This is a genomic window from Petralouisia sp., from assembly GCF_056822245.1.
The window spans coordinates 59,636-81,747 of record NZ_JBQIOP010000006.1 but is presented as its reverse complement, the minus strand read 5'-3'; the positions used below and the strand labels follow the sequence as shown (position 1 = coordinate 81,747).

Below are 22,112 nucleotides of genomic sequence, written 5' to 3'. Positions count from 1 at the left end.
TTCGTATATCGATGGCAATCGATGAAGTATGAATTTTTCTAAAAGGATATCATTGGGCCATTGAAAATATTCGCACTTCTTGTCGACAGGATTTACTCTTTACGAAACCGCTCATTCATCGTATAATCTATAGAGATGCTGAACAGGTATTGGAAAAATCATATCGAAAAGAGGTAAAATATTATGGCGCAAAACCCAATTGTAACTTTTGAAATGGAAAACGGCGATCTTATGAAGGCGGAGCTTTACCCGGAAATTGCTCCTAATACGGTGAATAATTTTATCAGCCTGATCCAGAGCGGTTATTATAACGGACTCTGCTTCCACCGTGTGATCCGCGGCTTTATGATTCAGGGCGGCTGCCCCGAAGGAACCGGAACCGGCGGCCCGGGCTACAGCATCCGGGGCGAATTTGCCCAGAACGGTTTCTCCAATGATTTAAAACACAGCCCGGGCGTGCTGTCAATGGCCAGAACCATGGCTCCTGACTCCGCCGGCTCCCAGTTCTTCATTATGCATAAAGATTCCCCGCATTTAGACGGCGCTTATGCTGCTTTCGGCAAAATTACCGAAGGAATGGAGATTGTTGACCGCATTGCCGAGACAGACACAGATTATTCAGACCGTCCCATAAAACCCCAGGTTCTGAAAACAGTCACCGTAGAAACCTTCGGAGAGACTTATCCGGAACCGGAGAAGGTCTGAGCCTGAATCCATTACATCTGAAGGCCCGGCGTTTGGAACAAGCAGCTATGCTTCCACGCCGGCCAGCTTTAAAATCAGTCTTACCGTTCTGAGCAGCTCCCGTTCAAATTCTGCATTTTTCCCCCGCATGCCCGTTCCGATATATTCCTTAAGCCTTAAGTCTGTTCCGCCCGTTCTGCCGGCCGCCTGCATCCTGGGATTGTAAGGAACAGCCCCAAGCAGCTCCCCGTCCACACGGTAAAGCCGCTCCAGATTTCTTCTGGTATACAATCCATCTGAAAAATAATTTCCTATCAGAAAAAATGTTTTTCCTTTCCAGCCAGGCGGATCTCTGAAATAGTCTCCCACACGTTCTTCCTCCTGGGTCATATTCAGGACGCAGACATCCGCTTCCATCAATATGCGTTTTGCAAAATCATCTTTTCTGCTGCCGCAGTCCACAAACATCACATCAAAACAATGCTCCACCCCATCAATTACCTGCTTCAGTCTGGTAAACAACGGATCTTCATGCCACCATTCCTGCTCCTGTCTTTGGCTGCCGGGCAGACAGTAGAGCCTGCCGTTCATCACCTGACGCATATTTTCCAGAATTACCTGTTCCGTCAGTTCCTGCCGCTTCTTCCCCAACAGACAGTCCAATCCGCCGGAAACAAAATACTCCTGCCTCTCAGCCGCCAAAATGCCTGCCTCTGCCAAATTCTGTCTGTAATCCTGTTTTCCCACAGCGGTACTGCCCTGTGAGCCTGTTTTCTGCTTAGAATCCTGCTTTCCCACAGTCATGCTGCCCGGCTCTTTAAGCTCCACTCCGGTATTCTGCTGCAGAGCAGAACGCTTTCTTCCGGCCTGGAAATTTCTCTCCAGTTCTTTCCCGTTATAGCCGCCGGAAACCACAGCAGCGCGCAATGGAAACATTAATGCAGATGCACAGGCAACCAGAGCCGTATGGTATGTTGTCTCCGCCTGCTTTTCATCACTCCAAAATGCTATTTTCATTCCTGCTTCTCCTCTGTATTTGATTTTCAAAGGAGAATATCACTGTCAAATATTCTAAAAAAGTAGGAAGATATACCTGTGAGCCAAAGGATTTGATAATTCTGTACACAGATGATTGTACACTGAACAAAAGATAGTCATATCATACAAAAATCTGTCCGGGTTGTAAACACTTTTTCCTGTATTTATAAAAATTTTAGACTTTACATACTCACCACAAGCGTGTCGTATCCATCCTGGCGGAGCCCTGCCTGCAGCTCCATAGCGTCCTCCAAGCTGTCCTCCCGGCCCACAATTACTGCGTAATAGGGCTCCTCCCAACGGATAGACGCAAAATAACCCTGATCCTCCAACTGCTCTCTCATATATTCCGCATTGGATTCATACCGGTACAGGCCCACCTGGACGCCATACTTTCTGACAGGCGTCTCTAAGGGCAGGGCTTTTTCTATCCCGGTTACAATCGCGTCCACCATCTGGTTAAATTCCTCGTCAAAAAGCCGGTTATCCCCGTCGTGATTGATAAATCCAAGCTCCATCAAAACTGCCGGCATCTGGGTTCTCCGAAGCACCACAAGGCCGGGACGCTCCACCACATCCAGATCCTTAAAACCGAAATCCACCAGTTCCTGATTGATGGAAGCCCCCAGTCTTGCCGCTTCTGTTCCAAGTTCATAGACCAATGCCTGGGTGCCGTTGTAGGTATTGGGACTGGCGCTGGAATTCCGGTGAAAAGAAATGAAATAATCTGCTCCGGAACGGTTGGCTATCTGGGCTTTTTCAAAAGGCGAGTCGTAACGGTCTGTAGTTCTTGTATAAAGTACATTGTATCCGGCGTCCTCTAATTTTTCCCCCACTGCGAGAGTGACCCGCAGATTATCGTCTTTTTCTTTTCTTCCGTTGTAGGAAGCTCCGTTGTCATACCCTCCGTGGCCAGCATCCAAAATGATTGTAATTGCCATGTTTTCTCCTTCCTGCGCTCACTGGGCACAGGCAGTTATTTTTCCTTTATCATATGCATGGGAAAAAAGAAGTTGCTATCATTGCTGATGGAAATCCATTGTCATCTAAATATACAGCCGTATTTTCCACAAAAAAATCGTTCAGACCCGTCACAAAAAGAGAAAGACGAGCCATCGCTGACCCGCCTAAATATCTTAACTTTCTTCTATTATCGCCCTTTTTCTCAATAACTGCTAAAATCTCTTGGATAAAACAGTCCTATCCGCATCTGGGATTTTTAAAATAGACATAGCCTGTTCTGCTGTCATCTTCATGGCTTCCATAAGATTTTTAATATATTCATATGAACAATCAATTCTTTCCTTGTCTTTTTCTCTGTTAATTCTTTCCTCCATTGCCTTACTCATTTGACTTCGGCCTCCTTCCGTCTCTTTAAAATGCCTTACCGACTTTGCAAGTTCCTGATAAAACATATCGACTGCACTTGTACAGCGGAAATCATGCATCAGTTTCCCTACGGGGTCACTATCATTTTTATAGCTGCCATTCACATAAATAATATGCGCGCCATCCCCAAATAACGCCCCTGATTCCTGTACCATCCGTTCCACATGGTATAACGGCAATCCCAGTTTCATATAGTCGTTCCTTGTAATGAATATCACATAGGATTCATGAATCTCTTTAAATTTCTGCTTTTCTTTCAGCATCTTCGTATCTAACATACTGCTGTGAAATCTGGCTCTGTGAACGTCTGCCCCAGCATTCTCATTTTGTACCTCAACTCAATATCATACACTTTTCCGTCAGAACCCTTGGCATAAATGTCGAGCTTAATAGAACGGCCTCCCATGACCGGATTCTTATATTCCCTCTGCGCCGCCACTTCCGTGACTTCCATATCGTTCCTGCCGAGAATAATATTTAATAGAAGCTCCGTTGCCTCTGTGTTTCTGTCAAACACGATTGTCATAAACTCATCATCCAGAAGGGTAAATCCTTCCAACAGCTCTAAATTTTCTTCCTCATCATTCAGCTTTACTGTATCGCTCAAACAACCACCCTCTTTCCTGTAACAGGTTTATCTTTATTATAACCTCTGTAACAGCTTTCAGCAACACGAAGTTGCTATCATTGCTGATGGAAATCCATTGCCGCATGATTATTTATTAAAAATGGAAAGTATACTTGACATTCTTATCCGTTATGCTATAATCCATATATGGAAAGTAAACTTTCCATGGAAGGGAGGTATCCATGAAGAATCGACTGGAAGAATTGCGCAAAGAACGGGGAATCAAACAGGAGGATTTGGCCCGGACACTGGAGGTATCACGGCAGACCATAGGTTCTTTAGAGAATGGGCGATACAATCCATCCATACAGCTTGCATTTAAAATCGCCCGGTATTTTGATCGGAGCATTGAAGATATTTTTATTTATGAGGAGGAATGAAGATGAAAAAGAGTTTATCTGTTTTAACGACGGCTGCGGGCCTTTTGATTCTGTTGGGAGGACTTCTGACCTACGGACTGGGCATACATGAATTAGTTCCTGTGCCGCGTCCCGACCTGATTGTGGCCGGTACATCTTTAATCGGCAGTCTGTTTATCATTTCCGGCGTCTGTGATTTATTTCATAAGAAAACCAAAGAAATGGAGATTGAAGAACAGGACGAAAGAAATATTATGATAAGCAATGCAGCAATGGCAAGCGGATACAAAGTCATGAGTTTTACAATTGTGATCTCCATATTTGCCTTAATTTTTACCGGATATATGACAGAAGTTTCCTGCTTTACAATCATCGGCGCATACTTTATCGGACAGATTGCATACGTCATGCAGCTCTGGCGTCTGAACAGAACCATGTAGCGGACTTTGCAGCAGACGGACCGAAACTTTCCATTGACAAATTCCCTGTCTGCGTTTATAGTAAAGATATAAATATTTTGATTATCAAACTAATAATATAAGGACAGGAATTATGATGAGAGCAAGAATTATTGGAACCGGAAGCTGCCTTCCGGATAAATCTGCCACAAACGATTTTCTTTCTACCATTGTAGAAACCAACGACTCATGGATTCAGAGCCGGACCGGTATCCGGGAACGTCATCTGGTATCTTCCGAAACAGAGACCACACTGTCAATGGCAGTCAGCGCAGCCAAAAACGCTCTGGAAGATTCCGGACTTTCGCCGGAAGAAATTGATTTGATTATTGTAGCAACCGTTTCTTCTGATTATATTACTCCAAGCGCCGCATGTATGGTGCAGAAAGAACTTGGCGCGGCGAAAGCCGCTGCCTTCGACATAAATGCGGCGTGTTCCGGCTTTCTGTTTGCCCTCCATACTGCAGACGCCTATTTTCAGGCGGGCATTTATAAAACCGCCCTGATCATCGGCGTGGAAACCCTTTCTAAAATCATAGACTGGACAGACCGTTCCACCTGCGTTCTGTTCGGAGACGGCGCAGGGGCCGTGGTTGCAAAGGCCTCTGAGAAAGGCATGATTGCCTCTGTACAAGGCTCAGACGGAACCGGCGGAGAAATACTGATGTGTAAATGCCGCACCAACAACAACCCTTATCTCACCACCGGCACTGACCCTGATTATCTGTACATGGACGGGCAGGAGGTCTTTAAGTTTGCCGTAAAAAAGGTTCCGGCCTGCATTGAGTCTCTTCTGGCCCAGTCAGAAATTCCGGCTTCAGATGTGAAATATTACCTGCTCCATCAGGCAAATTACCGGATTATCACCTCCATTGCACGGAAGCTGAAGCTGCCTTTAGAGAAATTCCCCTCCAATGTGGAGCACTGCGGCAATACCTCCGCTGCAAGCATCCCCATTCTTCTGGACGAAGTGCACAGGGCAGGAAAGCTCTCAGAGGGAGATCTGCTTTTGCTTTCCGGTTTCGGCGCCGGTCTTACCTGGGGCGCAGCTTTACTGAACTGGTAAAATCCGGCATACCAGAGGGTAATTCCATTACGAGATAGAAAAAGGGCTGCCCCTTTACTTTTTAATGCGGCAGCCCTGCGTAAATTTTCTCTTTAAATCAGCCCGTAATGCCGGCATGCCTGATAAATGCCGTCCTCTGCCAGAGGCGCCGTCACATATTCCGCCGCATTTTTGGCCTCCTGCATTCCGTCTCCCATGGCGACGGAATGGGCCGTGTACTTTAACATATCCAAATCATTGGTGCTGTCCCCGAAAGAATACGTCTCTTCCGGGGCAATATTGAGCATCCTGCAAATCTCCTGAATACCGGTGGCCTTGTTAAATCCTTTGGGCACAACCTCCATAAATGTGCCCTCCCGGTAAATAATGGTAAAATCTTCTCCGACTCTTTCCTCCAGTTCTTTCTGACGCTGTTTGTCATCCATGTAATTGACGCAGAATTTGCTGACCTCCAGGTTCTCTTCGTTGCCGGTCACCCGTACCACATTCTGTCCCAGAGCCTTTTTTATTTCCCGTGAAAAAGAAGATTTTTCTGAAAAACGCTCTTCGTCCAGATACAGCAGATGACGTCCCTCCAGAATATACGCCGCCCCTAATTCCCGCAGGATTTCATTGACTCTCTGAATCTCCTTAAGAGGAATTCTGTGATAGAATTTCACTTCCTTTTGAAATTCCCCGTAGGTTCCGCAGCCGGCCAGGACTCCTTCAAAGCCCAGCGGCATCAGCAATTCATCGGGAATAAACACCCTGGTTCTTCCGCTGCAGATAAACAGATAATGCCCCTGCTGCTTCATCCGTCGAAACGCCTCTCTGGCGCTGTCCGGAATCCACTGTTTCCTGTCCCAGATTGTTCCGTCTATGTCAAAAAAAATTGCCTTCCTCATCCTGTTTTTCCTCTCTATGTGTTTCTTGTTTCGTCTATATCTGAAATTGCCTCATTTACTGCTGATGTTCCTCTTCCTGCAGCACCCGCTCTGCCAGTCCGTCATACGTGAAATGTTTTGCCTCCAGCACCAGCTTCGCACCGCTTTTTTTCAGAAATGATGTGGTTTTGGGGCCAATGCTGTAGACCTGGCATAAATCCCACACATTTCCCATGGCCTGAATCAGACGTTGAGCTGATGAAGCGCAGGTAAACAGAATTCCATCGTATTCCTTCAAATCACAAAGCCCATCCAGTTCAGGTTCTACGCTGCAGTTTTCATATACCGTAATTTCCCGGAAGCTGCAGCGCCCGCTCAGAGCTTCCTGCAGATGGCTGTCGGCATTCCCGGCTTTCAGATACCAGACGTTCTCAGAACCGGTCAATTGCTGTTTCATCGCTTCTGCAAGGGCGTCACTGTGGAAATCCCCGGGAATCAAATCTGCATAAAGTCCCAGTTCCTCCAACATTTCCGCTGTTTTCCCGCCGATGACCGCAATCTTCACAGAAGCCAGGCTTCTCAGATCCAGTCCCTTCTCCCGAAACTGCCGGAAAAAGGCGCTGACGCCGTTTTTACTGGTGAAAATCAGCCAATCTGCCCTGCCAAGCTCTTCTGCCGGAAAATTTTCGCCCTTTACAATTTCTCCCACCTGTACTTCATCCACAAGGGCGCCCTGTGATTTCAGCAGCTGGCCCAGTCTGGTGGGACGGCTTCCGATTCTGGGGATCAAATACTGTTTCCCGGACAGGGGACGGTTTTCGTAAAAGTTCAGCTTCTTCCGCAGAGACACCACCTGGCCCACAACAATCAAGGCCGGTGAAACCAGACCGGCGTTTTTCACATCCTCTTCCATATGTAATAAATCAGAAACACAGGTCTGCTGCCTGGGGGTAGTGGCCTGGGAAATCACGGCTGCCCCGGTATGCTCCGGCATTCCTGCCTCCATCAGCTTTCTGGCAATCTCTCCCACTTTGCTTAATCCCATCAAAAACACACAGGTTTCCTTCCCGCCTGCCATGGCTTTAAAATCAATGTCCGCCAGTTCATCCCGTCTGTCATGGGCGGTTACCACATGAAATCCCAATGCTTTTCCCCGATGGGTAATGGGAATTCCCGCATAGGCAGGCCCGGCAATACAGGAACTGATGCCCGGAATCACCTCAAATTCCACGCCCTGCTGCCGCAGGTACAGCCCTTCTTCCCCGCCTCTTCCGAATACATAGACGTCTCCGCCCTTTAACCGGACGGTTTTGCCATATTCCATGCTTTTTTGCACCAGAAGCTGATTAATGTCCTCCTGCTTCATGGTGTGGTGATGATTTGCCTTGCCCACATAAATTTTTTCACACTGGGGCTTTGCTTCTGCCAGAAGCTCCGGCGACGCCAGCCGGTCATACACAATACAGTCGGCTTCCCGGATTGCCGCTAAGCCTTTTACTGTCATCAGCCCCGGATCTCCCGGGCCGGCTCCCAGCAAAATAACTTTGCCGGCCAGTTTCTTTCGCACTTCCTTTGCAGCTTCCCCGGCCAGTTTTTCCGGATAGGCCCCGTATACCGTTACGTAAGCCTGCCTGGCTCCTGTCGCATCCCCGAACATTGCATCCAGACGGTATGTTCCATCCTTTTGCTGCCCCGGGCCCGCACTGTCGGATACATGTTTCTCCTCGGTTCTCAGAATTGCCCCCACCGGAACATGGCAGCTTCCTCCCATCTGCTGCAGAAATCCCCGTTCCGCCGCTGCAGCGGCTTCCGTTTCCTCATCGCTGAGCCGGTTGAGCATTTCCAGAAGCTTCTGCTCTCCCTCACAGATTTCCAATGCCAGAATTCCCTGGGCCGGCGCAGAAATCATCTCCTCCGGTTCCAAATACTGGGTAATTCTGTCCTCCATGCCCAACCGGCGCAGCCCTGCGGCGGCCAGAAGAATCCCGTCTAACTTCTCCTCTTCCATTTTCCGGATTCTGGTACCTACATTTCCCCGAATGCCCACAACCCGGAGATCCGGCCTAAGACGCTTCAGCTGAAATTCCCTGCGCTTGCTTCCTGTTCCGATCACCGCGCCCTGAGGCAATTCCTGCAATGATTTCTTTTCCCGCAGAATCAGAACATCTCTGGGATCTTCCCGCTTCCATGCTTTCGTAAACATCAGCCCGGGAGCCGGCGAGGAGGGCATATCTTTCATGCTGTGAACGGCAATCTGAATCTCGCCTGCCAACAGCTTTTCTTCAATTTCTTTTACAAATACGCCCTTATCTCCGATTTCATGAAGGGGCTTATCCAAAATCACATCCCCCTTTGTCTTAATCACCTGAATTTCAAAGGTATCCTCCGGGAAAGCCTCCGTCAGCCTGCCGCAGACATATTCTGCCTGGGTCAGCGCCAGTTTCGAGCCTCTTGTGCCAATTCTGTATTCCATCCTTCTTCTCCTATCTATATACTCTCACATAAATTACCGTTTATATCTGAAACAGCTGTTTCACCAGCCGTTTATACTCTTCCTGTTCTTCTTCGGACTCCAGACGCTTTAATTCCTGAATCGGTTCCCGCAGCAGCCGCTGCAAAGACGCATGCAGCACTTTTTTCAAAAGCTTCTGCTCTCTTGCCCCAAGCTCCATTTTCCGGTTTAAATAGCAAAAACTGTCCTCCTCAATTCCGCTGCACCTCTGTTGTAAGGATTCAATGGTAGAATCCATACGGCTGTGCACAAGCCAGACTTGTGTTTCCTGTAATTTTTCCTCGATCAGTTTCCGGCTCTCCTTCACCAGACGCTCCCGTTCCTTCTGGTTCTCCCCCGCAATGGCCTGCAGGGTATCCAGATTAATCAGCGTTGCCAGAGGGTCCTCAGAAAATAAAGTGTCAATATCTCTCGGCGCCGCCAAATCCAGGAACGTGACCGGGCGCGTCAGTGTGATATCCTCCCTGCGCACCACCAGATGAGGAGAAGATGTGGCGCTGATTACAACATCGCAGTCTCCCGCCGCCTGACGCCACTCTTCATAGGGTACAATCTCAAGCAGCGGAAACTGCTCTCTCAACTCTCTGGCATGGGCATATGTCCTGCTGCATGCAGTAACGGAAATATCCGGATATTCATAGATATATTTCAGGGCCAAAGCCGCTGTCTTTCCGCTTCCAATCACAAGAATCCTTTTCCCGCTGATGCCGCAGGCTTCCTCTAACTTCTTAATTCCGATATAACTGACTGAAAGGGGCTTCTCGCTGATTTTCAATTCCGTTTTGATCTGCTTGGCGCAGGTGATCCCATCCCTTACAATCCTATTCAGTTCTTTCTTACTGTATCCCATGGTTCTGGAAAAATCCAGCGCATCCCTTACCTGACCCAGAATCTGATCCTCCCCCAGCACAAGAGATTCCAGGCCCGCGGCAATGCGAAACAGCCAGGCCATGGCCTCCTCTCCCGACAATCTGAGCAAAAGCTCCTCTAATGTCACATCCGGAAACATTCCCTCATAAATGCTCTGTATCTGAGCCTGCTGCTCCTCCCTCTCATACAGGTAATACACTTCACTACGGTTGCAGGTGGACAGTACCATGCACTGATCCACCCCGGCCTCCTCCGCTCTCTGGAAAAATTCCAGTTTCATGGCATCGGTGAAGCTTGTCCTGTCCCGAACTGCCAAAGGCGCATTTTGATAATTTATCCCTAAGAATCCAAATTGCATGTCTGATTCTCCTTATGTAATGAGCTGTTATAATAAACCTCCATCATGCTCAGCCTGCCGTCCGGCGGGCCGCATGGCCATCCATACTATGGAAGCCAGGGGCTTTCATAGTAAACCCACACCTTGCTTAGCTTGTCGTGCGACAGGCCGCATGGCCATCCATACTATGGAAGCCAGAGGCTTTCATAGTAAACCCACACCTTGCTTAGCTTGTCGTGCGACAGGCCGCATGGCCATCCATAATATGGAAGCCAGAGGCTTTCATATTAAACATTAAAAGGGGGCTGCATACCGGCAGCCCCCGATGCTTATAAAGCATAACATATTTTTTGTTTACTGGCAATTTCTATCCGATATATCCTGCAAAAAGGAATGCGAAGATATAGGATGACGCTGCCACGCAGGCCCAGGTGATTCCGCCCAATGCAATCGGCTTCAATCCCTTGGAAAATACATCTTTGAACTTGATCTTAAATCCTACGCCCGCCAGAGCAGATGCAAACAGGAATTTGCTTACTGTCTTTAAAAGGCTGCTTCCCACGTCGCTGAACACGCCATAAGTATTCAGACCTGCCATTACTACAAACCAGAGAATGAACATGGGGAAGGTTTTCTTTACTACTGCCAGAATGCTGTCGTTGCTTCCTGCTTCTCCATTCTTCTTAGCGTCTCTTGCCATCAGAACCGTCCATACAATTGCCACGAAAATCAGCATTGTGGTACGCACCAATTTTACATTCAATGCGCCGCTGAATTCCGGATTGGCAATCATCGCCTGATAAGTTGCCTGAGCGCCTGCCACGGAAGAAGTGTCATTAATCGCCGTACCTGCCACAAATGCAAACTGATTTTCGGTAAATCCCAGCATCGGAGCAATATACGGATAAGAAAATGCGGAAATAGTATCGAACAGGAAAATTGCTGCCATACCAAAGGCGATTTCTGCGTCTGTCGCCTTGATAATACGGCTTAAGGTTGCAATAGCCGTACCGCCGCAGATACAGGTTCCGCCGCCTACCAGCACGGAGGTATTCTTTGTAACTCCGATTTTTCCGCCCACCAGCATTGCCACTGCAAAGGACAGACAGATATTAAACAGGATTAACGGCAGCGCCCTGACGCCGGTTCCCATAATGTCAGCAAAGCTTAAAGTTCCGCCGGTCATGATAATACCCCAGTTCAAGAACTGCTTGCTGCAATATGTAGTTCCCTCTTTAAAGTCCTTATCCACAGAGGGAATAATGTTGCATATAATCATAGAAACCAACAATGCAACCATTGGTCCGCCCATAACCACACGCCCTAACACAGAGGACTGCAAATCTGTGGACATTGTTGCCAGATATCCAATTACCAGGCACAACAGAATTGCACCGTATTTTTTCTTTGAACCCATTTCTTAAATTCCTCCCAAAATTAGCAGGTTGCTCCTCCCACCAGATGAAGCTGCGCATCCAGAATTTCCTGCTTTCTTTCTAAAATATCGTTTGCAAGAAGCTGTTTTTCCACTTCTTCAAATCCGATTCTTGCGATGGTGTCCGCAAAACGCTCGCCTGTCCTGCCCTGCTCGCGGAAGAACAAAATTGCTTTCTCCACGGTGTCCAGAAGCTCTTCTTCTGTGGTAAATACTTTGGATAACGGCTGTCCGTGAGCCACTTTCTTGCCCCATCTTCCGCCGATATAAATCTTGTATCCCGGTGTTCCTTCTTCAATTACATCAAATGGACATTGCTCCACGCAGCGTCCGCAGTTATTGCATGCCTCGTTGTCGATGATAAGCTCACCGTCCTCCACTTTTGCCGCATTCATCGGGCAGATCGTTTCCACCTGGCACTTCTTGCAGCCGTTACACATATCTTCTTCTACGTTCGGCACAAGCTGTCCGATAATACCCAGATCGTTCAAATCAGGCTTTACGCAGTTGTTGGGGCATCCGCCGGTTGCGATTTTAAATTTGTGGGGAAGTTTTACCGTGTGATATCCTTTGTAGAAACGCTCATGAATTTTCTGAGACAAATCAAAGGTATCATACAGTCCGTACTGGCAGGTAGTTCCTTTACAGGATACCACCGGGCGAACCAGAGATCCGGTACCGCCGGTTTCAAGGCCGGCTTTTGCGATATACTCACGGAACGGTTCAATATTATCAAAATGGATTCCGCGCACTTCCACGGTAAGACGTGTGGTAAATTCCACATCTCCATTTCCAAATTTTTCTGCTGCTTCTGCAATGACTTTGGTCTGCTCTGCTGTGATTTTGCCATTTACGGTAATCACACGTCCGTTAAATAAATCTGTTCCTTTGTTGTTGAGAAATCCGAGTCCTTTTACTCTTTTGATCTCTTCTGGTTTGATTGTGCATCCCATATCTCTCAATCTCCTTTTCTTATATTTATAAAATTATATTTTATACTTCCACATCGCTGAATGTAATTCCGCCTTCTAATACCTTCGTATTTTTATATCCGTAGAATTTCAGGCGGTTCTGAAGCAGGTAAGCTCTTTTGCCTTTGTTACACACAAGCAGAATCTTTTCGTCCGGCTCAAGCCCGTCCACCGGGCCTTCCACTGTGGTAAGCTCTACATAGGGCGCTCCTTCAATGGAGGGGGCCAGACATGCGTCCACTACCTTATAGCCTTCTGCTGCGCCGCTGGCATATTCTGCCGGCGTAAATGTCTCAAACTTGCCGTTAATCTTATTCATCAGCACATTTAAGGTATGCTCAAAGGGATGAATTGCTGTGGAAAACGGCGGCGCGTAAGCCAAATCCATATCTGCCAGATCGTTCAGGGTTCCTTTTAACATAATGCCTGTTACGGCAATATCCACTACCTTATCCACCGCTCCTGCTCCAATTACCTGCAGTCCCAGCAGTCTTAAGGAATCTTTGTCTGCAATCATCTTGATAATAAATGTGCCCGCACCCGGGAAATAGTGGGCCTTGTCGTCCACAACTGTAATTACGCTGACAGGATGGAAGCCCTCTGCCTCAGCCTGCGCCTCGGTCAATCCGGTTCTTCCTGCATTCAGGCCGGGAAGCTTGCACACTGCCGTTCCCAGTACGCCCCGGTAGCCAAGATCCGCACCCATCATATTCTGGGCAATCAGGCGGCCGCTGATATTTGCGGTGGAGCCCATGGGAGACCATGCTGCCTTCTCTGTCAATGCGTTATGTACCATTGCGCAGTCTCCTGCTGCATAGATATCCGGAAGATTTGTCTCTCCCTTTTTGTTGGTCAGGATGGTTCCTTTGAACATTTCCAGACCGATTCCGTCCAGGAAGGATGTGTTGGGGCGGATTCCTGCGCTGAGCACTACCAAATCAGCCTTGTAAGCTTTCTTACTGGTGAGAACCTTCTCTACCTTGCCGCTTCCTTCCAGTCCTGTAACTGCCACTCCTGTTACTACCGGAATTCCGCTTTCCTGCAATTTGCCTTCCACATATTCAGCCATCTCAGGATCAAATCCCGGAAGGGCATGTTCTGCCATATCCAGCACAAAGGTGCGGATTCCCTGCAGCTTCAGGTTCTCTGCAATCTCCAATCCAATGTAGCCTGCACCAACTACCACCGCGCGCTTTACATCTCCAGCGTCTACTGCTTCACGGATTCTGATGGCGTCCTCCGGTGTCCGCACGAAGAACACATTCTCCAGCTCACAGCCGTCAATGGGCGGTTTCACAGGGCTTGCCCCTACAGAAATCACCAGTTTGTCATACTCATAAGTCTGCTCCTGGCCGGTTGCCAGATTTACGGCGGTTACTTTCTTTGCCTCCGGATCTACTTTGGTAGCCTCCGTCTCCGTCATTACCGTTACGCCGGTAAGTTTGGCATATTTCTCCGGTGTATTTACAATCAGCTGCTCCCTTTCCTCAATTACATGCCCCACATAATAGGGAAGCCCGCAGCCTGCATAGGAAATATTCTTCCCTTTGTTCAGCACGATAACTTCATTCGCCCGGTCTTCCCGCATCAGTTTTGCAGCGATTTTAGTGCCGGCAGCAACCCCGCCAAGTACCACTACTTTCATATCTTACCTCCTGAAATTAAAAAAGATTGATAAAAATTCGACAATTTTCTCTATGCTCCTATGATAGCACTTGTTAAATTGTACGTAAAATAGTAAAATACAAATTAAGCTATAGGTATTTTCCTATGCCACAGAAATGCTTTTTACATACTATGATAAACATGGACAAAACATCACGGTTTTTATCCATGCATCAGGAGGATTCTACATGGCAACCTTAAAACAATTAAAAACATTTATTGCCGTAGCCGAGTATAAGAAAATGAGTGAAGCAGCCAAACGGCTGTATATTTCCCAGCCTACGGTAAGCCAGATTATTTCCGATCTGGAAGCAGAATATCAGACCCGGCTCTTTGAGCGTTTTCCCAAGGAACTGAAGATTACCTCTTCCGGGCTGCTGCTTCTTGAAAGCGCCAGAGAGATTGCAGCCAGCCACGAACATTTAGAGCAGTCCATGAAACATGCCAACTCCCAGCGCCCTCTGCGGATCGGCGCCACTCTTTCCGTAGGCAATACCCTGATGGGCTCTCTGGCGGAACAGCTTTCACTCCAGTCTCCCGACATTGACGTCAAGGTATTTGTGGACAATACCCAGACCATTGAGCACCGGATGATCCACAATGAACTGGATATTGCGCTGGTGGAGGGAATTATTGTCCATCAGGAAATTATGACGGAACCTGTGTTAGAGGATACTCTGTGCATTATCTGCGGAAAAGGCCATCCTTTTGCCGGACGGACCTCCATCGGTATCGAAGAACTGCGGCACCAGAATTTTATTATCTGGGAAAAAGGAAACGGCACCCGGGCGATTTTTGAAAATATTATGATGCATTCTCATATTCCTTTTATGATCAAATGGGAGTGCAGCAGCCGCTGCGGCATTGTGGACGCCGTGCGCCATAATCTGGGCCTGGGCGTTTTATCCTTGCGGTGCGCGTCCGAATACGAAAAAAAAGGCGACATTTTTATCTGTTCCATCGAAAATGTTTCCATGAAGCGTTATTTTTATCTCTGCCACAACCACTGCCATCCTGTCACTTCCCAGATGCAGGAGTTTGCAGAGCTTGTCAAAAAAATAAAATAAAAATGTTCCGGGACATCTGGCAGGCAGAGTATTTTTCCCCTTTCTGGAAATACTGATCCTGTGCGGCAGATTACGCTTTGCCAAACTAACAGACAGGAGGTTGCTATGTCCCAGAAGTATATTGAAGAATTTCGGGGAGACCTGAAAGAATTCCATGAAATGACGAAAAAATTCTATCAAAAAGACATCAATGTTGCCCAATACAAAAAATTTTCCGGCGGCTTCGGCAGCTATGCCCAAAGAGGCGGCGATGCCAGTATGCTGCGCCTTCGGTTTGCCGGAGGAGAAATCACAAAGGAACAGTTGCTCTTCATTGCAGAAAGCATTGAAACATATAACATTTCCCTGGTTCACTTTTCCACCTGCCAAAGCCTGCAGCTTCACAATCTGTCCGAGAAAGAGGTCTGCGCGCTGATTGAGGCATCCTTTGACCATGGCATCATCACCCGGGGCGGAGGCGGGGATTATCCCCGAAATGTCATGTGCTCTCCTCTCTCCGGCGTGCAGCGGGGGGAATATTTCGATACGCTTCCCTACGCCAAAGCGGCCGCTGAATATTTACTGGGCTTTATCCACAAAGTAAAGCTGCCCCGGAAATTAAAAGTCGCTTTTTCCAATTCCGGAGAAAATATCACCCATGTCACCTTCCGGGATCTGGGGTTTGCCGCCACAGAGCGGGGAACCTTTGACGTGTACAGCGCCGGCGGACTGGGCCGGGAACCGAAAATGGGGGTTCTGACGGCATCTGACATCGAGCCCGCAAAAATTTTATATTACATCAAAGCTATGATTGATACTTTTACCGCTTACGGCAATTATGAAAACCGTGCAAAATCCCGCACCCGCTTTATGCAGGATACCCTTGGAACAGAAAGGTATCTCCAGGCCTATCAGGAAAAACTGAATCTGGCTCTGGCCTCTGAGCAGCTTGACTTAACGCTCAATGCCCCAGAAATTCATAAACAGGGAACGAAAAAAAAACTGGAGCATCCCCGGGCCATTCCCCAAAAACAGGAAGGACTGTACGCCGTCTGCTACCATCCCATCGGCGGCTGTCCCAAACCTGAGTTCTTCCGGCGCCTGTATGATGCGATTCTTCCTATGGAGGAAGTTCTGCTGCGGATTTCCCCGGACGAAAGTCTCTATATCATCAACCTGACGGCCCGGGAAGCCGAGACAATTCTTGCCCTCACCAAAGACGGCGCCCAGACGGGTTTTGAAGCCTCCGTCTCCTGCATCGGCGCTTCCATCTGCCAGGTGGGCGCCAGGGATTCCCAGGCTCTTTTGAAGGCATGCATTGAAAGAGTCCGTAAAGAACATTTCCCCAACGATGTCCTGCCCAAAATCCATATTTCCGGCTGCCCCTCCTCCTGCTCCGGCCATCCGGTAGCCGCCCTTGGCTTCCGGGGAGGCGTCAAACAGACGCCGGAGGGCCCGAAACCGGCCTTTGCCGTCTATGAAATGGGCTGTCCCATCGAGGGAGAAGAATCCTTCGGCAAAGAACTGGGCGTAATGCTAGAATCAGATATTCCCGAATTCCTGGCAGAACTTGGCAGAGAACTCATGGCCCGGGGCCTGATTTATTCTGATTTTATCCAGAAATACCATGAAGATTTCTTAAAAATTGCCAACCGCTTCCTGTAAAAACTTATTATAATTTTTACAGTCCAATCTTTTTAAACAGCTCTGCGCTTTCTAAAGCAAACATTCTGTATTTCGATACACAGGAACTGCCCGGTTTGTGTATCAAAGGGCAATCCGGCAGTTCCTGTGTATCCAAATATACCCCCTTCTGCACTAAAGTCCCAAGGTATTTGTATTGGCCATGTCACGGTCGGAAAATATGTCAATATCGGCATCAGTAAGGACACGGCTGAATTTGCCGTCCAGTCCATCTAAATCAACATTCCAATTGAGGTATCCCATTTTCCGCCGGGAACGTCGAAGTGGAACAAAATAGAACACCGTCTGTTTAGCCAGATCAACAAAAACTGGCGCGGGCGTCCGCTGGAAACAATAGATGAAGAATTAGCCGAAGTAAATATTGTGAAAAATGATTTTCATGGTGAATGGAACTATATCATTATGCCGCAATTAAATAATAAATAAATTTTGAACAGTTGGTAAGTAGGTAAGTCCCTTACGGGGCTTACCCCTCTCAGAACCGGACGTGCAGCTTTCCCGCATCCGGCTCCCTGCAAAGCTAATACATCTACAACTATCCGTATATACTTACATAGATACGTGGTCGGACGAGTGGGAATTGTCGCATCAATTCCTTATATCCTTCCTTTGTATAGCTTCTTCTCTGGCTTCTTCTATTCAGCCAGTAGAATAACCTGAACCATACTACATTATAGAATGAGTTCAGGCTTCTTGAATTGTCAGTAATTCCGTAGTAATGATAGTAACCAGTTAAGATTTCATTCAGCTTCTTTACTATCTGGTTTATGCGTAGAAATCTCATATCTCTTATCGTAGCATTTATTTCCTTGCTTTTCTTTGCTAGCTTTTTCTTACTGGTCTTCCTCTTCACTCTGAACTTTCCCGTTCTTCCATGCGAACAGTAATGCGTGAATCCGAGGAATGTAAAGGTCTCCGGTTTCCCGTCTCCACGTTCTTTCCGGTTCCTTTCTGCAAATCGGCCGAATTCTATCAGCCTCGTCTTTTTCTCCTCCATTTCCAGTCCAAAGTGCATCATTCTGCGCTTTAAATATTCATAGAACATCTCTGCGTCTGTTTTGTATTGAAAGCAGACTACAAAATCATCCGCATATACCACCAGCCCTGCGTACCCTTTCATGATCGGCTGCATTTTCTCCTTGAACCACCTCACCAGTACATAGTGCATATATATGTTTGCGATTACTGGTGAGCAGACCGAACCCTGTCCGGCTCCTTCCTCTGTCTCTTCATATCTGTAATCTTCCATGATTCCGGCTTTTAACATCCGGCGTACCAGCCTGATGATATTTGGGTCTTTTATTCTTGATTCTATGAACTTTATTATCCATTCATGGTCCAAGTGGTCGAAAAATCCTTTTACATCCGCATCCAATACCCAGTTTGTCTTTTCTTTTTCCAGCATTCCGTTCAGCTTTCTTAATGCCTTATGACAGCTTCTCCCTGGTCGGAATCCCATCATTTCATCATAGAAATGCGGTTCGAACACTGCTTCCAGTACTCGTCTCAATGCTTCCTGCACCAGTTTGTCTTCATAGCAATAGATACTGAGCGGCCGTGTCTTTCCGTTTTCTTTCGGTATCTCCACTCTTTTTGCTGGCTTGGGCTTGTACGCTTTCTTCTTAAGCTTTTCCTCTAATTCTTCCAGATTTTCCTCCAGCCTTGCCCCGTATTCCTCTTTGGTTATCCCATCGGTTCCTGCTGCTTTCTTTCCGTCCATTTCCTTGTGGCACTCTTTTAATAATTCCTAATTTATCAAATGCCCTATGGACGTAAATACCATGTCTGGATGTTCGCCTGATAGTTATGATATTCTCGCCAATTTCGTTTCCATAGCTCCTCCTGTCTCTGCGTACAGTCTATATTTCCTCTTTGATATGACTTTGCATGGCTAGCCTGCGAGGACAGGCATTTCTCGACTTCCACTGTATGTTTTACCGTGTACTATTCGGCCATCCGACTTCTGCTGACCATTTGCGGTTCTCCCTTCGACAGTTGTTCCGCATACCAGATGCACGCAACTCATCTGGAACCAGACAGACCTCCTCCAGTTGACTTGAAATCCTTGATTGCATGACCAACCTCAAAACTCCGGGGAAGCAACTGTATTCTCGCTCTTAGTGACTACAGTTATGTTGCTTTCAGTGTATAGGAGCACCTCTGCCTTCCCACTTTCATTTTCATATCGAAGCTATGTGCAGTTATGCCCTGCAATCTCGCTGTCTACGCTTAGCAGACAGCATCTCTGCTGTCCACCCAAGACTCGCTTGGTGCGGTATAGCTTGTACCTTACACCGTAGGACTTTCACCCACCGAATTCCAAGCCCTTAGCTGGGAGCACCCTATAAAGCAAAAAAATAACAGCAGCCTGATTCCCAAAGCCGCTGTTATGTATGTTTCTGTTCCGTGTTCAGTTCAAAACAGTACCCGACCTCCCGCTCGCACCGGATCGTAAAGCAGGCATCGGGCAGGGCCGCATACAGCTTTTCCCGCAGGTTCCGTATGTGACACTTTATGGTGTTGCTCTCATTGCCAAGCGCATCCTCGCCCCACACTTTCTGGTATATCTGGTTATAAGTGAGGATGTGCCCCTGGTTCACCACCAGGAGGCAGAAAAGGTCATACTCCTTCACCGTAAGGCTGATCTCCTTACGGCCGCGGTATATCTTCCTGCGGTTGGGGTAAATCTCAAGCCCCGGTATTGAAAGCACGGAATCCTCATTCAACTGCTGGTAGTCGAAGTCAGGGTGGCGTTTCAGGACATCCATCACCTCGTCAAAGGCGGGGGGAATCCTGCTCACCAAACTCAATCATCAATATGCGCCCGATGCCATCACCTTCTTTCAAAAAATTTTTGCCTCACGCCCTTGTGTCAAATCCGCCCTGATCCCCTGATTCCCCGATCTGCCGGAAAACCGGGAAAGCCTTTCTTGCTTGCAAAAACTTACTTATCCAGAAAATCCCAAAACTGCTTATAATCCAGATATCCTTTCAGATTCCCGGCATCATACTGCGTCTGCATAGCATCCTTTAAAACGCTGATCCAGTCATTCATCCCGAACAGGTCATCGTGTGTCCTATTGTCAGCGCCATGCTGATTTGCCCCAGCCCTGATAAAAGCGGACTGTGCGCCCGGACATTCCCCGCTTGCCGATAAGTGGCTGGAATATGCAAACATATCAATATAGTCACTGCCCGTTGTATCGACTTTTGACACATCCACCATACGTTCTGTCACATTTCCGTCTTTATCCCATACCTTCACCTTATATACCGGGTTTGCAGAGTCAAAGTCCTTCGGCTGATAGACCGTAAGGGAATAATCCGCCCCGCACATTGAGCCGATTGCCTTTCCGTCCTTATCGTTTGAAATATGTAACTCAAATGTGCCGCCGGATGACTGTGCTGCCGGAACCATGTTGCACATCTGGTCGGCGTAATTCCTTCTTGCCCTTCTCGTTTCATACCCTGCTGCCGGGTATCCTGCTGCTCCTATTCCATTAACATTCATTTCATCCTCCATTATTTTTAATATTGCGGCTCCTCTGTCGGTCAGAGCCGCCCCTGCTCTCTCGATATAAGTCCGAGCATTTTATTGCTCCATGCAAAGGCGCTTTATTTATGTTCCTCGGTCAAATTTCATACCGACCTTCACCTCCTCTCGCTACTCCCCGATTCCCCAATTTGCCGGAACACCGGGGATGCCTGCCCTGTCAGGCTGTGGCTTATTGGGGATATTCGTCTATTGGCTTTATTTCCTTTTTCATCTTTTTTCGGATGATTAGCTTCGCAATAACCGCCACCGTCACAAAAATAAGCATAACTATGCCATAAACAAAAATACTTGTGTACCACGGTGCTGATTGCATAGCATATAAATCAGGGTGTTTTTTATAATCCCAAAATACATATATTCCACATCCAATGAAAACTCCTACAAAAGAACCGATTGTTATATTTGTAATTTGGTTCAGCTTTTTTAACATCCCAAATACCTCTCTTATCACAATTATATTCCCCTATCTGCATCATGCAGTTTTCAGGACACTTAATTGCATATATATAGAAATCTACGGGGAAGATATCATCTGTAATTTCCGCTGCCATCTTCTCCCGCTCCTGCAGCTGCTCCCAAAATGCTTTCAAGGTTTCCACATCCTCACCTTCGGGCGGCTCCAAGTCCATCAGTTCCCAAGCAAATCCGGGCGGTGGCGCATTACAAGGGATGCCTTTAAGCACTTTCTCTGCTCAAGGTAATTATGGGACTGCTGCGAAACCTCCTCAGCACCGTATTCCCTTTTCATCAGTTCCACGACTTCCTCCAGCGTATGGGGATTGGCGGTTATCCGCTTTTTTACTCTATTCCTTTTTAATTTGCGGAAATAATTTTGGATGCGTGTTGTCAGCTTCACCTTACCACCTTTTCCGGCGATAAAAATACTTGTAGGTCCATCTGCACCGCCTATAATGGATACACTACCTTCGCCCTTTCCCATATCTACATCTCCCATTCTAAAAATAAATCCTGCTCACAATTCCCCAATCTGCCGGAACGCCGGGGATGCCAGCCCTGCCTTGTTAGGCTGTGGTTTATTGGAAATATTGCTTTGTAACCTGCAAAATATATTGATATGCAAATTCAATCCCATCACAAGTCAAATTTTCACACATATGTGGTGGATCATTCTCTGAAAAACCCGTAGGGCGTAGTCCTAAACATCTTAATGAGCCAAATGCTTTTTCAAAAGCTGACGCAAAATTATAACAAGCAGATATTATTTCGTTTTCTGTCTTTCCTAATTTATGAAGATATATTCCTATAAACATGAGTGTACCTTCAACTATTCCACACTGCGCTCTGTATCCTCCGGCGCCATGTAATCCAACAGCAGACCAGATCGTTTGCGGTTCAATAGCAGTTTCAAATAATTCACCCAAACAGATGATTGCTGTCCTCGCACAGTTTATATCATCATTCCAGTACAGTTCATGTACCCGGTTCTTTATACGTTCTTTCATAGATATATCCTTTCTCTGCACCACCTCCGACTCCCCAATCTACCTAAAACCGGGGATGCCTGCCTTGC

21 protein-coding genes and 2 pseudogenes are annotated in these 22,112 nt (G+C 47.3%); 7 read left to right on the top strand and 16 right to left on the bottom strand.

Translation table 11 applies throughout. The features are described 5' to 3' along the window. Positions 1 to 183: 183 nt before the first annotated feature. Positions 184 to 705 (top strand): peptidylprolyl isomerase, encoded by a 522-nt coding sequence (locus ACTO17_RS03940; protein WP_482556974.1) that lies wholly within the window; start codon positions 184 to 186, stop codon positions 703 to 705. Positions 706 to 750: 45 nt separating this feature from the next. On the opposite strand, the gene ACTO17_RS03935 is transcribed toward ACTO17_RS03940, so the two are convergent. The 4 genes from ACTO17_RS03935 to ACTO17_RS03920 all read right to left on the bottom strand — a co-directional run bounded on the left by ACTO17_RS03935 (position 751) and on the right by ACTO17_RS03920 (position 3,718). Further along, positions 751 to 1,701, bottom strand: a complete 951-nt coding sequence (locus ACTO17_RS03935) for a hypothetical protein (RefSeq protein ID WP_482556973.1) — start codon at positions 1,699 to 1,701, stop codon at positions 751 to 753. A gap of 203 nt (positions 1,702 to 1,904) precedes the next feature. Beyond that, positions 1,905 to 2,663 carry an N-acetylmuramoyl-L-alanine amidase gene (locus ACTO17_RS03930; RefSeq protein WP_482556972.1) on the bottom strand — a complete coding sequence of 253 codons (759 nt, stop codon included), beginning with the start codon at positions 2,661 to 2,663 and terminating at the stop codon, positions 1,905 to 1,907. A gap of 234 nt (positions 2,664 to 2,897) precedes the next feature. Further along, the gene (locus tag ACTO17_RS03925) at positions 2,898 to 3,266 is read right to left on the bottom strand and encodes a hypothetical protein (RefSeq protein WP_482556971.1); all 369 of its coding nucleotides are present in this window, start codon (positions 3,264 to 3,266) and stop codon (positions 2,898 to 2,900) included. Between the two features lie 116 nt (positions 3,267 to 3,382). Further along, entirely contained in the window at positions 3,383 to 3,718 is a 336-nt protein-coding gene (locus ACTO17_RS03920; protein ID WP_482556970.1) for a hypothetical protein, read from the bottom strand. A gap of 203 nt (positions 3,719 to 3,921) precedes the next feature. Between ACTO17_RS03920 and ACTO17_RS03915 the strand changes: the two genes are divergently transcribed. The 3 genes from ACTO17_RS03915 to ACTO17_RS03905 all read left to right on the top strand — a co-directional run bounded on the left by ACTO17_RS03915 (position 3,922) and on the right by ACTO17_RS03905 (position 5,622). Continuing rightward, positions 3,922 to 4,119, top strand: coding sequence for a helix-turn-helix transcriptional regulator (locus ACTO17_RS03915; protein ID WP_482556969.1), 198 nt, complete (start codon positions 3,922 to 3,924; stop codon positions 4,117 to 4,119). Positions 4,120 to 4,121: 2 nt separating this feature from the next. Further along, positions 4,122 to 4,538: a hypothetical protein gene (locus ACTO17_RS03910; protein WP_482556968.1), complete on the top strand. Its 417-nt coding sequence runs from the start codon at positions 4,122 to 4,124 to the stop codon at positions 4,536 to 4,538. 115 nt (positions 4,539 to 4,653) lie between these two features. Further along, complete coding sequence (locus ACTO17_RS03905; protein ID WP_482556998.1) at positions 4,654 to 5,622, top strand: beta-ketoacyl-ACP synthase III; 969 nt, start codon at positions 4,654 to 4,656, stop codon at positions 5,620 to 5,622. A 92-nt stretch (positions 5,623 to 5,714) separates the two neighbouring features. Here ACTO17_RS03905 and ACTO17_RS03900 read toward each other — a convergent pair whose 3' ends face one another. The 6 genes from ACTO17_RS03900 to ACTO17_RS03875 form a co-directional block, all read right to left on the bottom strand. Beyond that, positions 5,715 to 6,506, bottom strand: coding sequence for an HAD family hydrolase (locus ACTO17_RS03900; protein ID WP_172539365.1), 792 nt, complete (start codon positions 6,504 to 6,506; stop codon positions 5,715 to 5,717). Positions 6,507 to 6,561: 55 nt separating this feature from the next. Then, entirely contained in the window at positions 6,562 to 8,958 is a 2,397-nt protein-coding gene (hemC, locus tag ACTO17_RS03895; protein ID WP_482556967.1) for a hydroxymethylbilane synthase, read from the bottom strand. A gap of 40 nt (positions 8,959 to 8,998) precedes the next feature. Beyond that, the gene (gene hemA / locus ACTO17_RS03890; protein ID WP_482556966.1) at positions 8,999 to 10,225 is read right to left on the bottom strand and encodes a glutamyl-tRNA reductase; all 1,227 of its coding nucleotides are present in this window, start codon (positions 10,223 to 10,225) and stop codon (positions 8,999 to 9,001) included. A 346-nt stretch (positions 10,226 to 10,571) separates the two neighbouring features. Beyond that, a complete protein-coding gene (locus ACTO17_RS03885; protein WP_482556965.1) occupies positions 10,572 to 11,621 on the bottom strand; it encodes a YeiH family protein in 1,050 nt (349 codons plus the stop codon). A 20-nt stretch (positions 11,622 to 11,641) separates the two neighbouring features. Beyond that, complete coding sequence (locus ACTO17_RS03880) at positions 11,642 to 12,592, bottom strand: 4Fe-4S dicluster domain-containing protein (protein WP_482556964.1); 951 nt, start codon at positions 12,590 to 12,592, stop codon at positions 11,642 to 11,644. Between the two features lie 40 nt (positions 12,593 to 12,632). After that, complete coding sequence (locus tag ACTO17_RS03875) at positions 12,633 to 14,255, bottom strand: FAD-dependent oxidoreductase (protein ID WP_482556963.1); 1,623 nt, start codon at positions 14,253 to 14,255, stop codon at positions 12,633 to 12,635. Positions 14,256 to 14,463: 208 nt separating this feature from the next. Between ACTO17_RS03875 and ACTO17_RS03870 the strand changes: the two genes are divergently transcribed. The 3 genes and pseudogenes from ACTO17_RS03870 to ACTO17_RS03860 form a co-directional block, all read left to right on the top strand. After that, the gene (locus ACTO17_RS03870; RefSeq protein ID WP_482556962.1) at positions 14,464 to 15,342 is read left to right on the top strand and encodes a LysR family transcriptional regulator; all 879 of its coding nucleotides are present in this window, start codon (positions 14,464 to 14,466) and stop codon (positions 15,340 to 15,342) included. A gap of 105 nt (positions 15,343 to 15,447) precedes the next feature. Beyond that, positions 15,448 to 16,236: pseudogene (locus ACTO17_RS03865) on the top strand (nitrite/sulfite reductase); the annotation flags it as partial. A 1,011-nt stretch (positions 16,237 to 17,247) separates the two neighbouring features. Next, a pseudogene (locus tag ACTO17_RS03860) lies at positions 17,248 to 17,451 on the top strand (ISAzo13-like element transposase-related protein); the annotation flags it as partial. A 109-nt stretch (positions 17,452 to 17,560) separates the two neighbouring features. On the opposite strand, the gene ltrA reads toward ACTO17_RS03860, so the two are convergent. From ltrA to ACTO17_RS03830, 6 genes are all read right to left on the bottom strand, one after another. Beyond that, positions 17,561 to 18,745 (bottom strand): group II intron reverse transcriptase/maturase, encoded by a 1,185-nt coding sequence (gene ltrA / locus ACTO17_RS03855; RefSeq protein WP_482556961.1) that lies wholly within the window; start codon positions 18,743 to 18,745, stop codon positions 17,561 to 17,563. A gap of 667 nt (positions 18,746 to 19,412) precedes the next feature. Further along, positions 19,413 to 19,826, bottom strand: a complete 414-nt coding sequence (locus ACTO17_RS03850; protein ID WP_482556997.1) for a winged helix-turn-helix domain-containing protein — start codon at positions 19,824 to 19,826, stop codon at positions 19,413 to 19,415. Between the two features lie 143 nt (positions 19,827 to 19,969). After that, complete coding sequence (locus ACTO17_RS03845; RefSeq protein WP_172535825.1) at positions 19,970 to 20,536, bottom strand: hypothetical protein; 567 nt, start codon at positions 20,534 to 20,536, stop codon at positions 19,970 to 19,972. 214 nt (positions 20,537 to 20,750) lie between these two features. Next, positions 20,751 to 21,032, bottom strand: a complete 282-nt coding sequence (locus ACTO17_RS03840; RefSeq protein WP_482556960.1) for a hypothetical protein — start codon at positions 21,030 to 21,032, stop codon at positions 20,751 to 20,753. Positions 21,033 to 21,209: 177 nt separating this feature from the next. After that, positions 21,210 to 21,521, bottom strand: coding sequence for a hypothetical protein (locus tag ACTO17_RS03835; RefSeq protein ID WP_482556959.1), 312 nt, complete (start codon positions 21,519 to 21,521; stop codon positions 21,210 to 21,212). 94 nt (positions 21,522 to 21,615) lie between these two features. Next, a complete protein-coding gene (locus ACTO17_RS03830; protein WP_482556958.1) occupies positions 21,616 to 22,044 on the bottom strand; it encodes a C-GCAxxG-C-C family (seleno)protein in 429 nt (142 codons plus the stop codon). Between the last annotated feature and the right edge of the window lie 68 nt (positions 22,045 to 22,112).